10 protein-coding genes are annotated in these 14,754 nt (G+C 68.3%); 7 read left to right on the top strand and 3 right to left on the bottom strand.

All coding sequences use genetic code 11. The features are described 5' to 3' along the window. Positions 1 to 22 precede the first annotated feature (22 nt). Positions 23 to 1,357 carry a 4-aminobutyrate--2-oxoglutarate transaminase gene (gabT, locus tag VGK32_13845; GenBank protein HEY3382853.1) on the bottom strand — a complete coding sequence of 445 codons (1,335 nt, stop codon included), beginning with the start codon at positions 1,355 to 1,357 and terminating at the stop codon, positions 23 to 25. A gap of 181 nt (positions 1,358 to 1,538) precedes the next feature. Here gabT and VGK32_13840 point away from each other — a divergent pair, with 181 nt between their 5' ends. The 5 genes from VGK32_13840 (at position 1,539) to VGK32_13820 (ending at position 5,132) form a co-directional block, all read left to right on the top strand. Then, entirely contained in the window at positions 1,539 to 2,612 is a 1,074-nt protein-coding gene (locus VGK32_13840; protein HEY3382852.1) for a M14 family metallopeptidase, read from the top strand. Between the two features lie 9 nt (positions 2,613 to 2,621). After that, complete coding sequence (locus VGK32_13835; protein ID HEY3382851.1) at positions 2,622 to 3,548, top strand: 2-dehydropantoate 2-reductase; 927 nt, start codon at positions 2,622 to 2,624, stop codon at positions 3,546 to 3,548. Positions 3,549 to 3,571: 23 nt separating this feature from the next. Beyond that, complete coding sequence (locus VGK32_13830) at positions 3,572 to 4,375, top strand: sulfite exporter TauE/SafE family protein (protein ID HEY3382850.1); 804 nt, start codon at positions 3,572 to 3,574, stop codon at positions 4,373 to 4,375. Further along, positions 4,375 to 4,671: a DUF1634 domain-containing protein gene (locus tag VGK32_13825; protein ID HEY3382849.1), complete on the top strand. Its 297-nt coding sequence runs from the start codon at positions 4,375 to 4,377 to the stop codon at positions 4,669 to 4,671. Before VGK32_13830 ends, VGK32_13825 begins: the two co-directional genes overlap by 1 nt. Positions 4,672 to 4,787: 116 nt before the next feature. After that, complete coding sequence (locus VGK32_13820; protein ID HEY3382848.1) at positions 4,788 to 5,132, top strand: cupin domain-containing protein; 345 nt, start codon at positions 4,788 to 4,790, stop codon at positions 5,130 to 5,132. Positions 5,133 to 5,208: 76 nt separating this feature from the next. Here the strand turns inward: VGK32_13820 and VGK32_13815 are convergent, their stop codons facing one another. Continuing rightward, on the bottom strand, positions 5,209 to 8,658 hold the full coding sequence (locus VGK32_13815) for an N-6 DNA methylase (GenBank protein ID HEY3382847.1): 3,450 nt from the start codon (positions 8,656 to 8,658) through the stop codon (positions 5,209 to 5,211). A gap of 49 nt (positions 8,659 to 8,707) precedes the next feature. Then, entirely contained in the window at positions 8,708 to 11,251 is a 2,544-nt protein-coding gene (locus VGK32_13810; protein HEY3382846.1) for a helicase-related protein, read from the bottom strand. Positions 11,252 to 11,469: 218 nt separating this feature from the next. Between VGK32_13810 and VGK32_13805 the strand changes: the two genes are divergently transcribed. Together VGK32_13805 and ltaE are read left to right on the top strand one after the other, a co-directional pair. Continuing rightward, a complete protein-coding gene (locus VGK32_13805) occupies positions 11,470 to 13,545 on the top strand; it encodes a S9 family peptidase (GenBank protein HEY3382845.1) in 2,076 nt (691 codons plus the stop codon). 72 nt (positions 13,546 to 13,617) lie between these two features. Beyond that, positions 13,618 to 14,685 (top strand): low-specificity L-threonine aldolase, encoded by a 1,068-nt coding sequence (ltaE, locus tag VGK32_13800; GenBank protein HEY3382844.1) that lies wholly within the window; start codon positions 13,618 to 13,620, stop codon positions 14,683 to 14,685. Positions 14,686 to 14,754 lie beyond the last annotated feature (69 nt).

Here is a 14,754-nt window from a genome sequence, read left to right as displayed (position 1 = left end):
GTAGAAGAACGGCATTCGCCGTTCAGGCCCGCACGTCGGCCAGGCAGCTCTCGAGGACGTCGAGGGCCTCGTCGAGTTCGGCGTCTGAGATCACCAGCGGCACGAGGCTCCTGAGGACATTCCCGTAGGTGCCCGCGGTAATCAACAGCACGCCACGCTGCCACGCGAGCCTGGCGACCGCGGACGTCGCGTCCTTGGCTGGCGCCCTCGTCGCGCGGTCAGCGACCAGTTCGATTCCCACCATGGCCCCAAGCCGCCGCACGTCGCCAACGACAGGGAACCGTTGCAGCCAGGTCCTCGCCCGGTCTTCCATCCGCGCGCCGATTGCCTCGGCACGGGCCAGCATCGAGCCGTCCTCGAACAGATCCAGCACGGCGTGCGCGGCGGCGACGGCCAGCGGATTCCCGGCGAAGGTCCCGCCAAGGCCGCCGACCTCGGGTGAGTCCATCAGGTCCGCGCGGCCAACGACGGCTCCGAGCGGAAGGCCGCCCGCCAGGGACTTCGCCATGACCAGGATGTCGGGCTCGAACCCCGAGTGCTCGCAGGCGAACATCCGTCCTGTACGCCCGAAGCCCGACTGCACCTCGTCGGCCACGACGACGATACCGTGGCTGCGGCAGAGCGAGGCGAGGCGGGGCAGGAAGTCGCGCGGCGGCACCACGAAGCCGCCCTCGCCGAGGACGGGCTCGACGACGACCGCGGCAATCGACGCGGGATCGAAGTACCGCTTGAAGTGATCCGCGATCGCATCGACACAGGCGGTCGCGCACTCTTCCGGTGTCCGCTTGTACGCGCAGCGATAGCAGTACGCGTATGGCACACGGTGGACCTCGCCGGGGAACGGGCCGAATCCGGCCTTGTAGGGATGGACCTTGCTCGTCATCGAGAGGGTGAGCAGCGACCTGCCGTGGAAGGCATCCTCGAATACCAGCACGCCCGGGCGTCCCGTCGCGTGTCTCGCGATCTTCACCGCGTTCTCGACCACCTCGGCGCCGGTGTTCAGAAACATCGCCTTCTTCGCAAACGATCCCGGGGTCAGCCGGATGAGCCGCTCGGCCAGCGCGATGTAGTTCTCGTAGGGTGCGACGGAGAAGCAGGTGTGCGTGAAGCGCTCGAGTTGGGCCCGCACGGCGGCGGCCACGGCGGGCGCCGAGTGCCCGACGTTCAGCGTGCCGATGCCGCCCGCAAGATCAATATAACGGTTGCCGTCCAGGTCCTCGACAATCGCACCTTCGGCCCTTGCGGCCACGATCGGCGTCGCGTGATAGAGGCCACGCGGCACGGCCGCCTCACGACGGGCCATGACGGCCTCGGAGTTCGGCCCTGGAATCTTCGTGACCTGCCGGATTGCGCTCATCAGTGGCTGCTTCCTGCGCGTGAGTGGATCCGCGCGATTCTACCTCGAACGGACCATGCCATTGCTTTCCCGCCCCGCGCGACCGATACTGCCCTGCGCCGGAGCCTCCCGGCGTTGTGGCGCAAGCCTCGCGACCTGCTGGCGCACGCCACCTGGATCGCGATGATGATCGGAGTTCACCATGAAGACCATGCTCGTTCGCGCAATTCTGCTACTCACCGTGATCGGGGTTGTCACCGCCGCTGCCGCGGCGCAGACGGCCGACCCGAGGCCGACCGTCCCCGGCGGGACGGCCCCGGCGGCGCGCGGCCAGAAGGTCACGGGCATCATTGCGGTGCCCGCCGGGAGCGACGCCGCCACGAACATCCCGGTGGCCGTGGTCAACGGTGCGCGGCCCGGTCCCGTCCTGGCGCTGGTGGCCGGCGCTCACGGCACGGAGTATTCGTCGATCATCGCGCTCGAGAAGATGATTGCGCTTCTCGAGCCCGCCCAGATCGCCGGTACGGTCATCGTCGTGCCGCTCGTGAACCTGGCGTCGTTCGAGCAGAAGATCGCGCACGTCAATCCGGTGGACGGCAAGAGCATGAACCGGTTCTACCCGGGGAATCCGAACGGGTCGCAAACCGAACGCGCAGCCTACCTGATCACGAAACAGGTGGTCGAACCGAGCGACCATCTGATCGATCTGCACGGAGGGGATCTCGACGAGAGCCTCAGACCCTACAGTTACTGGACGGTCACCGGCAACCAGAAACAGGATCAGATCGCACGCGAGATGGCGCTCGCCTTCGGACTCGACACGATCATCATCTCCGCCGACCGCCCGAAGGATCCGGCGCAGTCGCGCTACCTCGAGAACACGGCGAGCACGCGCGGCAAGCCGTCACTGACGGCCGAGGCGGGGCACGCAGGCACCGTGGAGACCGACGATGTGAATGCGCTCATCAACGGGTGCCTGAGCGTGATGCGATACCTGAAGATGCTGCCGGGCGTGCCGACGATCATCGACAATCCGGTCTGGATCGAGCGAATCGCCGGCATCACCAGCGAGCAGACGGGCGTATTCTATCCGCTGGTCAAGCGCGGAACCTACGTGCAGAAGGGCAGGCTCGTAGGTTACGTGACGGATTACGTCGGGAAGACCGTGTTCGAGGCTCGCGCTCCTGAATCGGGCGTCGTGCTCTACCTCCGGGCGGTGCCGTCCATGACGAAGGGCGAGACGGTGGCGAACATCGGCGTTGTGAAGAAGGATTAGCTGAACCCCATGCGAATTGCGGTTGTCGGCGCAGGTGCGGTCGGGGGCTACTACGGCGGGCGGCTCGCGCAGGCGGGGCACGAGGTCGTGTTCATCGCGCGTGGAACAAACCTCCGGGCTGTTCGTGAGCGAGGCGTGCGCGTTCGAAGCCAGCTCGGTGACTTCGTGGTCGCGGCCCGGGCCGAAGCCGACGCGGCCCTGGTCGGCGCGGTCGATCTCGTGATCCTCGCCGTGAAGACGTATTCGAACCGCGAGGCGCTCCTGTTGCTGCCACCCCTCGTCGGTCCGGACACGGCCGTGCTGACGCTGCAGAACGGCGTGGACAGCGCCGACGAGGTCGCGGCGGTCGTGGGCGCGGGGCACGTTCTCGCCGGCGCCACGTACATCGGCGCCACGCTGACCGCGCCAGGCGAGATCGAACACGTCGGCACGGTTCGTCGGATCGTGTTTGGCGAAGCAGCCGGCGATCGGGTGATCAGCGAAAGGGTCTCGCGCGTCCACGAGGTGCTGGCCGGAGCGGACATCCAGTCGGAAGCCGCCGCCGACAGCCGCATCCCCATCTGGGAGAAGTTCATCTTCCTCGCCCCAGTCGCGGCGCTGACGGCTGCGGCCCGGCTGGCGGTTGGTCCCGCCTGGGCACAGCCGGCGTTCCGTGACGCGTTCCACCGCGCGATGGGCGAGGTCGAGCAGCTTGCGCGCCACGCCGGCGTCGCGGTGGCCGACGACGTCCGGGAACAGAAGATGCGGTACATGGACAACAGCCCGGCGACCATGCGGTCGTCGATGATGGTCGATCTCGTCTCGGGCAGACCGCTGGAGCTCCAGGCGCTGGTCGGAACCGTGATCCGGCGCGGCCGCGCCGCGGCGATCGATACGCCGGTGATGGCGACGCTGTACGGCGTGCTGAAGCCCTTCGAGTTCGGCACCCCGCAGTGATGCCGGACATCTCGCCATTCCTCGTGACCGTACTCTTCCTGGCAGGCGGCGGTGCGGGCGTGCTCGGCGCACTCCTCGGTCTTGGCGGTGGCGTCTTTCTCGTCCCGTTCCTGGTGTTGGTGCTCCATCTGCCCATGCGGCTGGCGGTCGGCATCAGCCTGACCACCGTCATCGCGACCTCGAGCGTGGTCACCTCCGGCCGGCTGGGCCGCTCCCTGGTGAATCTCCGGCTCGGCATGCTGCTCGAGGTGGCGACCACCGCTGGCGGTCTCGCCGGCGGCATCACCGCAGCCTCGCTCTCGACACCGACGCTCGAACGCCTGTTCGGGATCGTCGCCATGCTCTCTGCGGTCGCCATGCTGACGCGGCTCGAGCGACGAAACGTGATTCTCGACCCTGCGGCGGATCCCGGCCGGCTCGGCGGGCGGTACTACGAAGCCGAGAGCGGCGCAGTGGTCTCGTACCAGGTCAGGCGGGTGCCGCTGGCGATGGTCGTGTCGTTCGTGGCCGGGAGCGTCTCGTCGCTCCTCGGGTTGGGCGGCGGCATCCTCAAGGTCCCGGCGCTGAACATCTGGTGCGGAGTGCCGATGAGGGCCGCGGCGGCCACGAGCGCGTTCATGATTGGCGTGACGGCCACCGCTGGCGCGGTGATCTACTACGGCCGCGGTGAGGTCGTCGCGTGGATGGCGGCGGCCACGGTGCTCGGCGTCATGGTCGGATCCCGGGCTGGCTTCGCGGTCGGCGCCAGGGCTCGCGCCAAATGGCTGAAGATCCTGCTGGCGGCCGTCCTCGTGGCTGTCTCGATGCTCATGCTGGTGAAGTCGTGATGATCGCTCCAGACGTCGGACGACTCGAACGGTGGTTGGGCCGTGTGCTGCGGATTGGCGTGACGACCAGCACCACGCTGCTTGCGGTCGGCCTCGTGCTTCAACTGGCTGGCGGGAATGCCCGCCTGGCCGGCCTCCTGACCACGGCGGGCTTGCTGGTCCTGATGGCCACGCCGGTTGGGCGCGTGGTGATCTCGGTCGCCGAATACGTCCTGGAACGCGACTGGCCGTTCTTCGCTCTCACCACGACGGTGTTGGCCATCCTGCTCGGCAGCCTGGTCGTGGCGCTACTGTAAGGGTATACGGCAGCCGCCGAAACACAGGCCACGCTCCTCCGATCCGCGGTGTGTCGCCTACAATGGCGCCCTCGGATCGGCCAACCTGCCGGGACGCGACAGAGAAGGGGAGTGACATGATCAAGAGACAACAGGACATGCGCATCGAGATGCGAGACCAGATCCGCGGCGGTGACGGCACCATCCGCTGCATCAACCTGCTCGAGAAGAGCGAGTGCTTCGGGAAGGTGAACCTCTGCGCCCTCCTGAACCTGGAGAAGGGTCAGTCGATCGGGGTGCACGCGCACGGACCCGATGCGGAAATCTACTACCTGTTGAGCGGCCGGCTGACGGCCACGGACAACGGCGTCGATACCTGTCTCGAAGCCGGAGATGCGATGCTGACCGGGAACGGTGAAACTCACAGCGTTCGCAACGACGGCGACCAGTTGGCGGTCCTGATGGCCGTCGTGCTTGCCTGAGTCGAGCTGGCCGTGAGGACGCCCCTCGGTGCCGCCGCCGTCGCGGCCGTGCTGCCGGGCCAAAGAGGGGCGGGCTTCAGCGGAGATCAGCCCACGCGTCGGCGACTTGACGTCTGATGGCAGCGTCGATCAGCGGAAACGTACCGAGGATGTGCTCGAGTTCCGCCGCCGTCACCCGATAGACCGCCGCCGCCTCAGCCTGCAATTGCACGTACGCCGCGTCGGTTTCCGGCTCACGGCTTGTCGACAAACGGGCCGCGAGCGACGCAATCCGGTGTCGTTGGGGCGACGCGACGCTGGGTCCAGGCACGGGCAACCGGGCGATGATGCCGGCGCTCACATGCGTGGTGACGCGTTGCCGAACGAGGTAGTTCGCCATCAGGCTGTTGAACATACCGCACAGGAACTGCTGGTCCTCGTCGCTGAGCGGCGTTCGCGCACAGAACAGTGTGTGCACCGTCACGCACCCGCCAGGAACGATCGCGGCGATGAGCGTCAGCCTGTTCGTCGCGCTCGCGACGTCACGATAGGCCAGCCGCGGCCTGCCGAAGGTGGGGGACTGGCGGAGCAGTCGATGTGCGGCTGCTGCGGCGATACGAGCGCCGTCCGCCGGCACGACCACGCGAAACGGTTGGAGATGCTTGCCCTCCAGCACCGGAAGACCCTCTGGGCTGCTGTCGAAGTGCGGGCGGTCGTCGCTGGCGTTCAACTCGCGGCCGAACTCGACGCCCCACCCGTCACGGGACGCAAGGGACGGAAACGCGTGCGCCACGCGTTCGAGGATTTCGAGATCCAGCCGCGTCCGCAGGTCGGGAATCGCGAGATCGTCCGCTGACACCCGCTGCAGCAGGCCGCGGGTGACGATGAACGGCCACCGAGGTCCGGATCCGCTCGGGCCCTCTCCAATCGCATCGAGGACCGCCGGATCCCGTTGCCCCAGCCAGCAGGGAATGGCGTCGGTCCGTCCGCCCGTGCTGGCCGTGAAGACCAGGAAACGCACGCTGCGATGAATCGGGAAGATCGCGTTGGCATTCTCGAAGGAGATGAGTGAATCGACGCGACAGCGATCGAGCAGCAGGCGGCGCAGGGGCGCGCACCCGGAATCGGCGGCCAGCCCCCACGGCACGACAAGGCCAATCCGTCCGGCGTCCCTGGCCAGCCGGACGGCACGTTCCACGAACAACTGGTACAGATTCGCGTGACCCGCGCCCTGCGCCCGGTAGAGCCCGGAGTCGCGGGCAAAGCGAAGGAGCCGGCCGCTCTCCACCTTGCCCCCCCTGCGGGCAGCCGCGTCGCGGTCGTCGCCGCGCACCATGTCCCAAGGAGGGTTGCCGATCACTGCGTCGAACCCCGGCCGCGCCAGCGGCGTCCCGTCGGCGGAGAAGAACACCTCAGGGAACTCGAGCACCCAGTGGAAGAATCGACGCTGCCGCGCGGCCTCGCGCGCCTCGTCGAGCCGGGACGCGGACAGCGCCAACGGCAGGGAGGGGCGCCCGCGCAGGACCTGATCCGCCAGCGCACCGAACAGGCGGCCGCCATCAGTGACGCGGCGATCCATGAAGCTGAACGCGCACCAGAGATCCGCCAGCGTTCTCCACCGCGCCAGCGGCGAGGCCTCGCCCGCCATGGCGCCGAGAAGCCTCTCCTTCTCCCGCACGATCGCCAACGTGTCGTCCGGCAGCGCGGCAACGCGGTCGCGATCCGGCCAGACCGCCCGGATGTCAGGCCCCGTCGGCTCGTCGCCGAACAGAGGCAGCCGGCCGCCGACATCGCCAGACCGCTCCGCTCTTCCGGCGCAACCGGGCGGGCATCGCCGCAGGTCGTCGAGCGATGCACCGACGAGGCTGTCACCGACGCGCAGGTGGTGATCCAGGAACGTCAGCGGCCGATCGGGTGCGAGCGTCGTCAACCACAGCGAGAGCCGCGCAAGCTGGACGGCGACCGGATTTCGGTCCACGCCGTACACGCACCGCTGCACGATCAGGCGCCTGAACCCACGGCGATCCTCGTCCGACACATCGTTCGGCTGGCAACCGCCGCCCTCGATGACCGCCGCCTCGTACGCGGCGGCGAGGAACCGACAGGCGGCAACCAGAAAGGCGCCGCTGCCCATCGCGGGATCGACAATCCGGAGGCGGAGGATGTCTTCGGTCGTCGCGTGCGCGACGAGCGGCTCGAGCGTCTGCCGCACCAGGTGGCTGGTAATCGATCGCGGCGTGTAGAACGTGCCCGTGGCCTTGCGCGTCCGGCCGCCCGGCTCGAGGCGCACCCGCACTCCACCTCGCAGTCGGCGGTTCGGTGCGCGCGCTGGCGCTGGAGCCGTGTCGGGCTCGAGGCGCGGACGGTAGTCGAGTACGCTTTCGTACACCGCACCAAGCTGTTCGACGCCCAGGTCGCGATACACGATGCGCGCCCGGGCCGCACCCGATCGCCCCGGCGCCGTGGACAACGCCAGCACCACCCTCCGCGCCGACTCGTCGCTCACGCGACCGTGCTCGCCGAGCGGCGTCGACGCGGGCGCGAACAGGCGACCGTTGAACGGTGTCACGCGCAGGTCGCCAGCGCGGCACCCGTTGTGCGCGAGCCGGGAAATGGCCTGCAGCGTCTCCCACAGACCACGAGCGGGGCCGGGCCGCTCGGCGAGAGTTCGCGCCGCCTCGAGCGAGTAGCTGTCGCGGTACACCGGGTGCCACACCGGAACGAGGCTCCGCGATTCGGCGAACAGGAGGAACAGGATCCGGTAGACGACGGTCAATGCCTGTTCGTGAATGGCGTCGAGATCGGGTCCAGGTGTCGTGTGCGGGTTGCGGGTGCAGCCGGCAAAGTCCGACAGCAGCTCGCCAAGCGCCTCGAGGACCCCGCGTCTCAGCGACCGACAGACGCCAACCGTGTGGCGGGCCGACGCGGCAACGACCTGTTCGATCAGGGAGATGTCGCCGGACGACTCCGCTTCATCGATGCGGCGGTGGTCCGACGCACCGGTCTCCTGGACCAGGAAAGTGTCTGCGCCAAGCAGTGCCCAGAGCGCCGCCATGCTCCGCTCGTCGTCGATCGCAGCGTCGAGGTCGAACTGCACGAAACGGCGCGCGTGGGTGGCGCGCGCGTCAACGAGCCGCAGGCTGCGCCCGTTCGTGCAGACGCACCACCTGGTCCCGGCAGCCAGGCCATGACGAATACTCGTGCGCCAGATCTGTTCCAGGTCCTGTGACCACGCCGCTGTTACGAGCAGCAGGCGGATCGAGTCATCCGCCAGCAGCGGCGCGACGATGAGATCCGCGCGCGGAATCGGCGCTGCGGGGCCCGCGGTAAACCCAAGGGTCGCGGCCACAGGTATGGCGGCCGTGTCGAACACCACGCGTGCGCTGCTGACCGGCCCGAGCAGCCGGCCGCGGTCGCGTTGCCAGCGGACGAGGCTGCGCCAGCCGTGGGCACGCGTGCTCTCACCGAGGCGGCCCGCAAACAGCACGGGCAGGATCTCCTCGAGGAAGTACTCCGATACCAGCGTGCCGGAAACGCCAGGGAGCATAGGGCCACCAAGCCCGCAGAGGCCGCGGAGGTCGGAGGACCTCGGTGGCCTAGGTCACCACGGCCACCAGCAGCACGGCCGGTGGGCCGGCGAGGGAGAGGTCGGTCGCGCGCGTCAGGGCAGACAGCCGGGCGTCGTCGTCGGTTTCGCTCCGCCGGCGCAGCGCCTCATCGCGGTCGGCCGACTTCAGCGCGCGCCGATCGAACAGGCCGGGCTGGAGCGCGACCACCGGCGTCGCATCCGCGACGCGAGCGATCTCGATCTGTCGGGCGCACAACGGCGCGACCGCCAGACGAAGCGATTCACGTCCGGCGTCCAGGTACCGCTCGACCCACGCACGCGCGGCGGCCGACAGCGTGTCGCGCGCCGCATCGAGCAGCGCGCGGAGAGCACCGCGATTGACCGCAACCGTCCGAAGCGCGTCGATCGGAACATCGATACGGATCGGCACGAGGAGTCTTTCCGCGATCCGCCCCGCGCCGTCCACCACCTGCACGCGGTGCAGACAGAGCACACATGGCAGAAGACCCGCGACGAAGTCTCGGCGGCGCAGCACGGTCCACCACGCGCCCGACGGGCCGAGATCGGACAGCACGCCCTCGAGATCCGACACGCGGGACGGTTCGGGGCGCGGTCCTCGAGCCAACTCCCGAACCTGCTTCAGCCTCGCGACCTCGGCGCGTGCTTCGACCCGCAGGTCGAGACGGCGGACGCCGCCATGCGCCGAGGCGGCCCGGTCAGCGAACGGCGAACGAACGGTCGACGTCTCACCGACGTCGAGCCTGTCAGGCGGCGTTCCCGCGCCCGTCATGACGTGCTCGCCCACCTGGAATTCGGTCAGGTGGCCGAGGGGCGAACTTGCGGTGCCGAGCACCTCTCTCGCGCGGTGGAGTCGGACCACCAATCGCGCGAGGACCTGCTCTTCGCTCGTTCCCGCCGCGACCAGGTGCACGGCATGCACCGTCCGCGACTGGCCGATGCGATCGACGCGCCCGATCCGCTGCTCGAGACGTACCGGATTCCACGGCAACTCGAGGTTGACGACGAGCCGACACCGCGTATGGAGGTTCAGGCCGTGCGCCGCCGCGTCGGTTGCGAGGAGCACCCGCACCCGGCCCTCGGCAAATGCCCGCACCGCGTCGTTCCGCGCTCGCGCGTCGAGGCCGCCGTGGAGCACGGCCAAACTCGCGTGCTCCGACAGGACGCGTGCGAGCCGCTCCAGCGTGTCGCGGTACTCGGTGAAGACGACGGCTGGTTCGGTGATGCGCAGGAGGAGGCGGCCGAGCCGGCGTTCCTTGCTGTCGGACCGGACCGCCTCGCGGGCGAGATCGAGCAGCCGCTGGAGCATCCGCTTCTCGGCCTGCCGATCCGACAGCCCCGGCGCCGCGAGCACCGACGTCGGATCCTCGTCGGCCGTGCTGCAGTCTTCGTCCTCCGCCGCAAGAGGGAGGGACGGTTGCCAGCCGGCCGCATCAGGCCCGGACGACAGCGCCTGAAGACGACGATCGAGCGATATCGCGAGCGACGCCGCGCCGGATGATGCCCGCTTGCCGAGAACAATCATTGCCAGTCGCGCGTCGGGGTTGGCGCCTTGCCCGTCCGTCTCCCTCCAGACCTTCGAGCAGTACCGATGGAGAAGTGCATGCATTCGTGTCTCGACCGGCGACAGGCGAACCGACAGGATCCGCACGTGCCTGGCATTTGTGAACCCGAGGTCGAGCCGAGTCCGTCGGAACATCACCATCGGCTGATCGGCGGGCAGGCGGCCGATCTCCGCCAGGGCCTCGAACGCACCAGGCTCGCCGGGGTGTGGTGTCGCGGTCAGCAGCACGACCCGGCGCGCGCGCCGCGCGAGCCAGCGAACGGCGGCGGCCCGCTCCCGTGCCATCGCGGCCAGGTGCGCTTCGTCCACGACGAGCAGATCCCACCGCACGGCCGCGAGCCCGTGAAGCACTTCCGGCTGCTTCACGAAATCAATCGACACGACGGCCAGCGGGATCCGCGCCCACACACTGTCGTCCGGCGCCGCCAGTCGCGAGGCTCGTCGGAGTTCGCCGGCGTCAACGAGCACGGCCGGCAGGCGAAAGCGATCCTGCAGTTCCTCGACCCACTGCTGGCACAGGCCTGCGGGTGCCGCCACGAGTGCACGCGGAGAACTCGTGCGAGCCCAGATGTCGCCCAGGATCAAGCCAGCCTCGATCGTCTTCCCAAGGCCAACCTCATCGGCAATCAGGACGCGCGTGGCGCCGCGGGCGCACGCGAGCGCCGGCTCGAGCTGGTAGTCGATGAGCGTCAGCCGCGCGAACGCCGCACCCCGAAGACCTCCTCGCGCCTCGAAATCCACGCTCAGTGCGCGGAGCGCGAGCATCCAGCGGCGACGGCCGATCCGGCGAAGTCGCGCAGGGCGGTTGCCGGGTCGGAGGCGGTCGAATGGGAGCAGGAGCGACCGCTCGACGCCACGATTGGAGGCGGTCGTGCCCAGCACCCGGCAGACGGCGCAGTCGTCGTACCGATCCACGTCGATCACGCGCCAACGGTCCCCTCGTGCCTCAACTGCGCTGCCAGGCGACGCGTCGTGCAGTTCTTGCCACATCGTTCTCCGCCTCGGACGGCATTTCCAGCCACGCTTTGTCGTCCGCCGTTGGGCGCAAAGGCCCGTCGCGACTGTCAACCCGGTTGGAAAAGGCCAGCATTCTTGCGACGATCGCGCGACACACGTCGTGGACCGGGCGCAGAACCCACCTGCGCTGGCGCATCTCCCGTGCCGACACGCTATACTCCCCGTTTGTCGCCCTTCATCTGGAGGCTTTCATGCGAGTTCGTCCGCTCCTGGCGTCGGCAGTCCTGCTGGCCCTCGGTGCGCCTCTGGTCGCGGCGCAGTCGACCTCCGCGCCGCCCTTCAGCGTCGAGGAGATGTTGAAGCTCAGGCGCGTTTCCGATCCGCGCCTGTCTCCGGACGGCCGTCGCATCGCCTACGTGGTGACCGACGTCAGTCTCGAGAAGAACGCCCGGCGAAATCACATCTGGCTCGTGCCCGTTGCCGGAGGCGAGGCGATCTCGATCGTCCGCTCCGAGCAGGGCGAGGACACGCCGCGCTGGTCACCGGACGGCACGAAACTGGCGTTCATCTCCACGCGCGACGGCGGCTCTCAGATCTGGGTGGTGGACATGGGCCCGATCGGACCTGTCGGCGAGCCGCGCAAGCTGACCAGCCTGGGCACCGAAGCAGGCGGCGTCACGTGGTCGCCGGACGGCAAGTCGATGGCGTTCGGCTCGGACGTCTACCCGGAGTGCACGACCAACGAGTGCAACGCTCAGAAGGTGAAGGAATTCGACAACCGGAAGAGCCGGGCCCGCGTGGCCGACCGCCTGATGTTCCGGCACTGGGTGTCGTGGAAGGAAGGGAAGTTCAGCCATATCTTCCTCATCCCTTCGGATGGATCCGCCGCGCCCCGCGATGTGACGCCGGGCGAGGCGGATGTGCCTCCGTTCTCGCTCGGCGGCCCGGACGACTACGCCTTCTCGCCGGACTCGAAGGAACTGGCCTTCGCCCGCAAGACGGACCCGATGGAGTCGATCAGCACCAACAGCGACCTGTTCCTCCTGGACCTTGCCGATCCGGCGGCGAAGCCGAAGAAGATCACGACCAACCCGGCCGCCGACGGCGGTCCTGCCTACTCGCCTGATGGCCGCTACGTCGCCTACCGGGCTCAACAGCGACCGGGCTTCGAGGCGGACCGCTGGCAGTTGATGCTCTACGACCGCAAGACCGGCGAACACCGGTCGATCACCGCGTCGTGGGACCGATCGGCGGACAGTTACGTGTGGGCGCCGGACTCGAAGACGGTCTACCTGACCGCGGAGAACGAGGGGCGCAGTGACATCTTCCGGCTGGACCTGGCAGGCGGTGAACCCCTGCCGATCCTCCGTTCGGGGTCGAACGGCGACCTCCAGGTGTCGGGCGACGGGCGGACGCTCGTGTTCAGCCAGACGACCCTGGCGGCTCCCGCCGAGGTGTTCAGCGCACCGCTCACGGCCGCCAAAGGACAGGTCCTGCAGGGGGTCCGCCAGGTGACCTCCACCAATCCTGCTCTTGCCGCGTTCAGGCTTCGCCCGGGTGAGAATGTCTGGTTCGAGGGTGCTGGCGGAGCGAAGATCCAGGCGTGGGTGGTGAAGCCGGCCGGCTTCAAGGAGGGGCAGAAGTACCCTCTGCTCTACCTCGTGCACGGCGGGCCGCAGAACTCGTGGCACGACGGCTGGACGTTCCGCTGGAACGCACAGGTCTTTGCCGCCGCCGGCTACGTGGTGTTCATGCCGAACCCGCATGGGTCCACGAGTTTTGGCCAGCAGTTCACCGACGAGATCAGCGGCGACTGGGCGGGCATGGTCTACGAGGACCTGATGAAAGGCGCTGATTTCGCCGAGGCGCTGCCGTACGTCGAGAGGGGTCGGACGGGAGCAGCGGGCGCGTCATTCGGCGGCTACATGATGGACTGGTTCCTTGGTCACACGACACGCTTCAAAGCGATCGTCACGCACGCCGGCGTCTACAATCTGACGAGCATGTACGGCGTCACCGAGGAGCTGTGGTTCCCGGAATGGGATTTGAAAGGCACGCCCTGGACGAACCCGGATCTCTACGCCAGGCTCTCGCCGCACACCTACGCCAGGAACTTCAAGACGCCCACGCTGGTGACGCACGGCGAGCTCGACTTCCGCGTGCCGATCGGCGAGGGACTGCAGTTGTTCACCGCGTTGCAGCGGCAGGGCGTGCCGTCACGGCTCGTCTACCTCCCGGACGAGGGGCACTGGATCAACAGGCCTGCAAACAGCGCGTTGTGGTATCACGAGTTCATCACGTGGATGGACCGGTGGGTCAGGGAATAGTCGGTGGTGCTTGTCAGTCGGTGACGACTGCGGGGCGGTGGTCGTTCTACTTCATACTGCACGGAAAGGTTTATGCCAATCGATCTACGGAGTGATACGGTCACGCTGCCGACGCCGGCCATGCGGCAGGCGATGGCGACGGCGGAGCTTGGCGACGACGTTTTTGGCGAGGATCCGACGGTCAATCGTCTGGAATCCCTGGCGGCCCGGCTCACTGGGATGGAGGCCGGCCTCTTCGTCAGCAGCGGGACGATGGGGAATCTGGGGTCGCTGCTCGCGCACTGCGGTCGCGGCCAGGAAGTGATCCTGGGCGACGAATCGCACATCTACCAGTACGAGAACGGATCCGCGTCGGCACTCGGGGGCATGGTCATGCACCCGGTCCGGACCAACCTCGACGGCACGCTTCCGCTCGACGCCATCGAGGCGGCGATTCACCTGCCGTCGCACCACTACCATTTCTATCACTGGGCACCTCCCGGCGTGATCTGTCTGGAGAACACGCACAACCGATGCGGCGGCGCCATCCTCTCGCCCGAGTACTTCGCGGCCGTGGCGGCGATCGCCCGGCGCCACAACCTGCCCGTCCATCTGGACGGCGCACGCCTGTTCAACGCGGCGGTGGCCAGCGGCCGGCCGGTCTCCGACTGGACGCGTCACGTGTCGTCCGTGCAGCTCTGTGTGTCCAAGGGGCTGGCGGCGCCGGTTGGCTCGCTGATCTGCGGGTCGGCGGCCTTCGTCGATCGCGCGCGCCGGATGCGGAAGATTCTCGGCGGCGGCATGCGGCAGGCCGGTGTCATCGCGGCGCCCGGAATCGTTGCGCTCACCGAGATGGTCGACCGTCTGGCCGAGGACCATCAGAACGCCCGGATTCTGGCCGAAGGCATTGCCTCGCTCCCGGGCATCACGCTCGACCTCTCCACGGTCCAGACCAACATCGTCATCTTCGGGTTGCCCGGTGTGGCTGAAGCGGCGGCGCTGTCGGCGGCGCTGGAGAAGGAGGGAGTGCGCGTGTCGGACTTCGGCGGCGGGAGGCTCCGATTGGTGACGCACTACGGGATCAGCGAAGCCGACTGTTGGAAGGCGGTGGAGGTGATTGGCAGACTCTGGGCGCGATCGAGGGCAGGCATCGCCCAGTAGGCCGTGAGAGGTCGGCGGTAAGCGTTTCTTCGCCTGCCGGCGTATTCCAACTCTTGAAGGCCGTCTCTT

This window comes from Vicinamibacterales bacterium (assembly GCA_036504215.1).
GTDB lineage: Bacteria > Acidobacteriota > Vicinamibacteria > Vicinamibacterales > Fen-181 > FEN-299.
This window is presented reverse-complemented; position numbering and strand designations above follow the sequence as displayed.

Bases quoted from the DNA above. Each gene is read 5' to 3' on its own strand.
- gabT (HEY3382853.1), bottom strand. From the start codon at position 1,357: ATGAGCGCAATCCGGCAGGTCACGAAGATTCCAGGGCCGAACTCCGAG.
- VGK32_13840 (HEY3382852.1), top strand. From the start codon at position 1,539: ATGAAGACCATGCTCGTTCGCGCAATTCTGCTACTCACCGTGATCGGG.
- VGK32_13835 (HEY3382851.1), top strand. From the start codon at position 2,622: ATGCGAATTGCGGTTGTCGGCGCAGGTGCGGTCGGGGGCTACTACGGC.
- VGK32_13825 (HEY3382849.1), top strand. From the start codon at position 4,375: ATGATCGCTCCAGACGTCGGACGACTCGAACGGTGGTTGGGCCGTGTG.
- VGK32_13820 (HEY3382848.1), top strand. From the start codon at position 4,788: ATGATCAAGAGACAACAGGACATGCGCATCGAGATGCGAGACCAGATC.
- VGK32_13815 (HEY3382847.1), bottom strand. From the start codon at position 8,658: ATGCTCCCTGGCGTTTCCGGCACGCTGGTATCGGAGTACTTCCTCGAG.
- VGK32_13810 (HEY3382846.1), bottom strand. From the start codon at position 11,251: ATGTGGCAAGAACTGCACGACGCGTCGCCTGGCAGCGCAGTTGAGGCA.
- VGK32_13805 (HEY3382845.1), top strand. From the start codon at position 11,470: ATGCGAGTTCGTCCGCTCCTGGCGTCGGCAGTCCTGCTGGCCCTCGGT.
- ltaE (HEY3382844.1), top strand. From the start codon at position 13,618: ATGCCAATCGATCTACGGAGTGATACGGTCACGCTGCCGACGCCGGCC.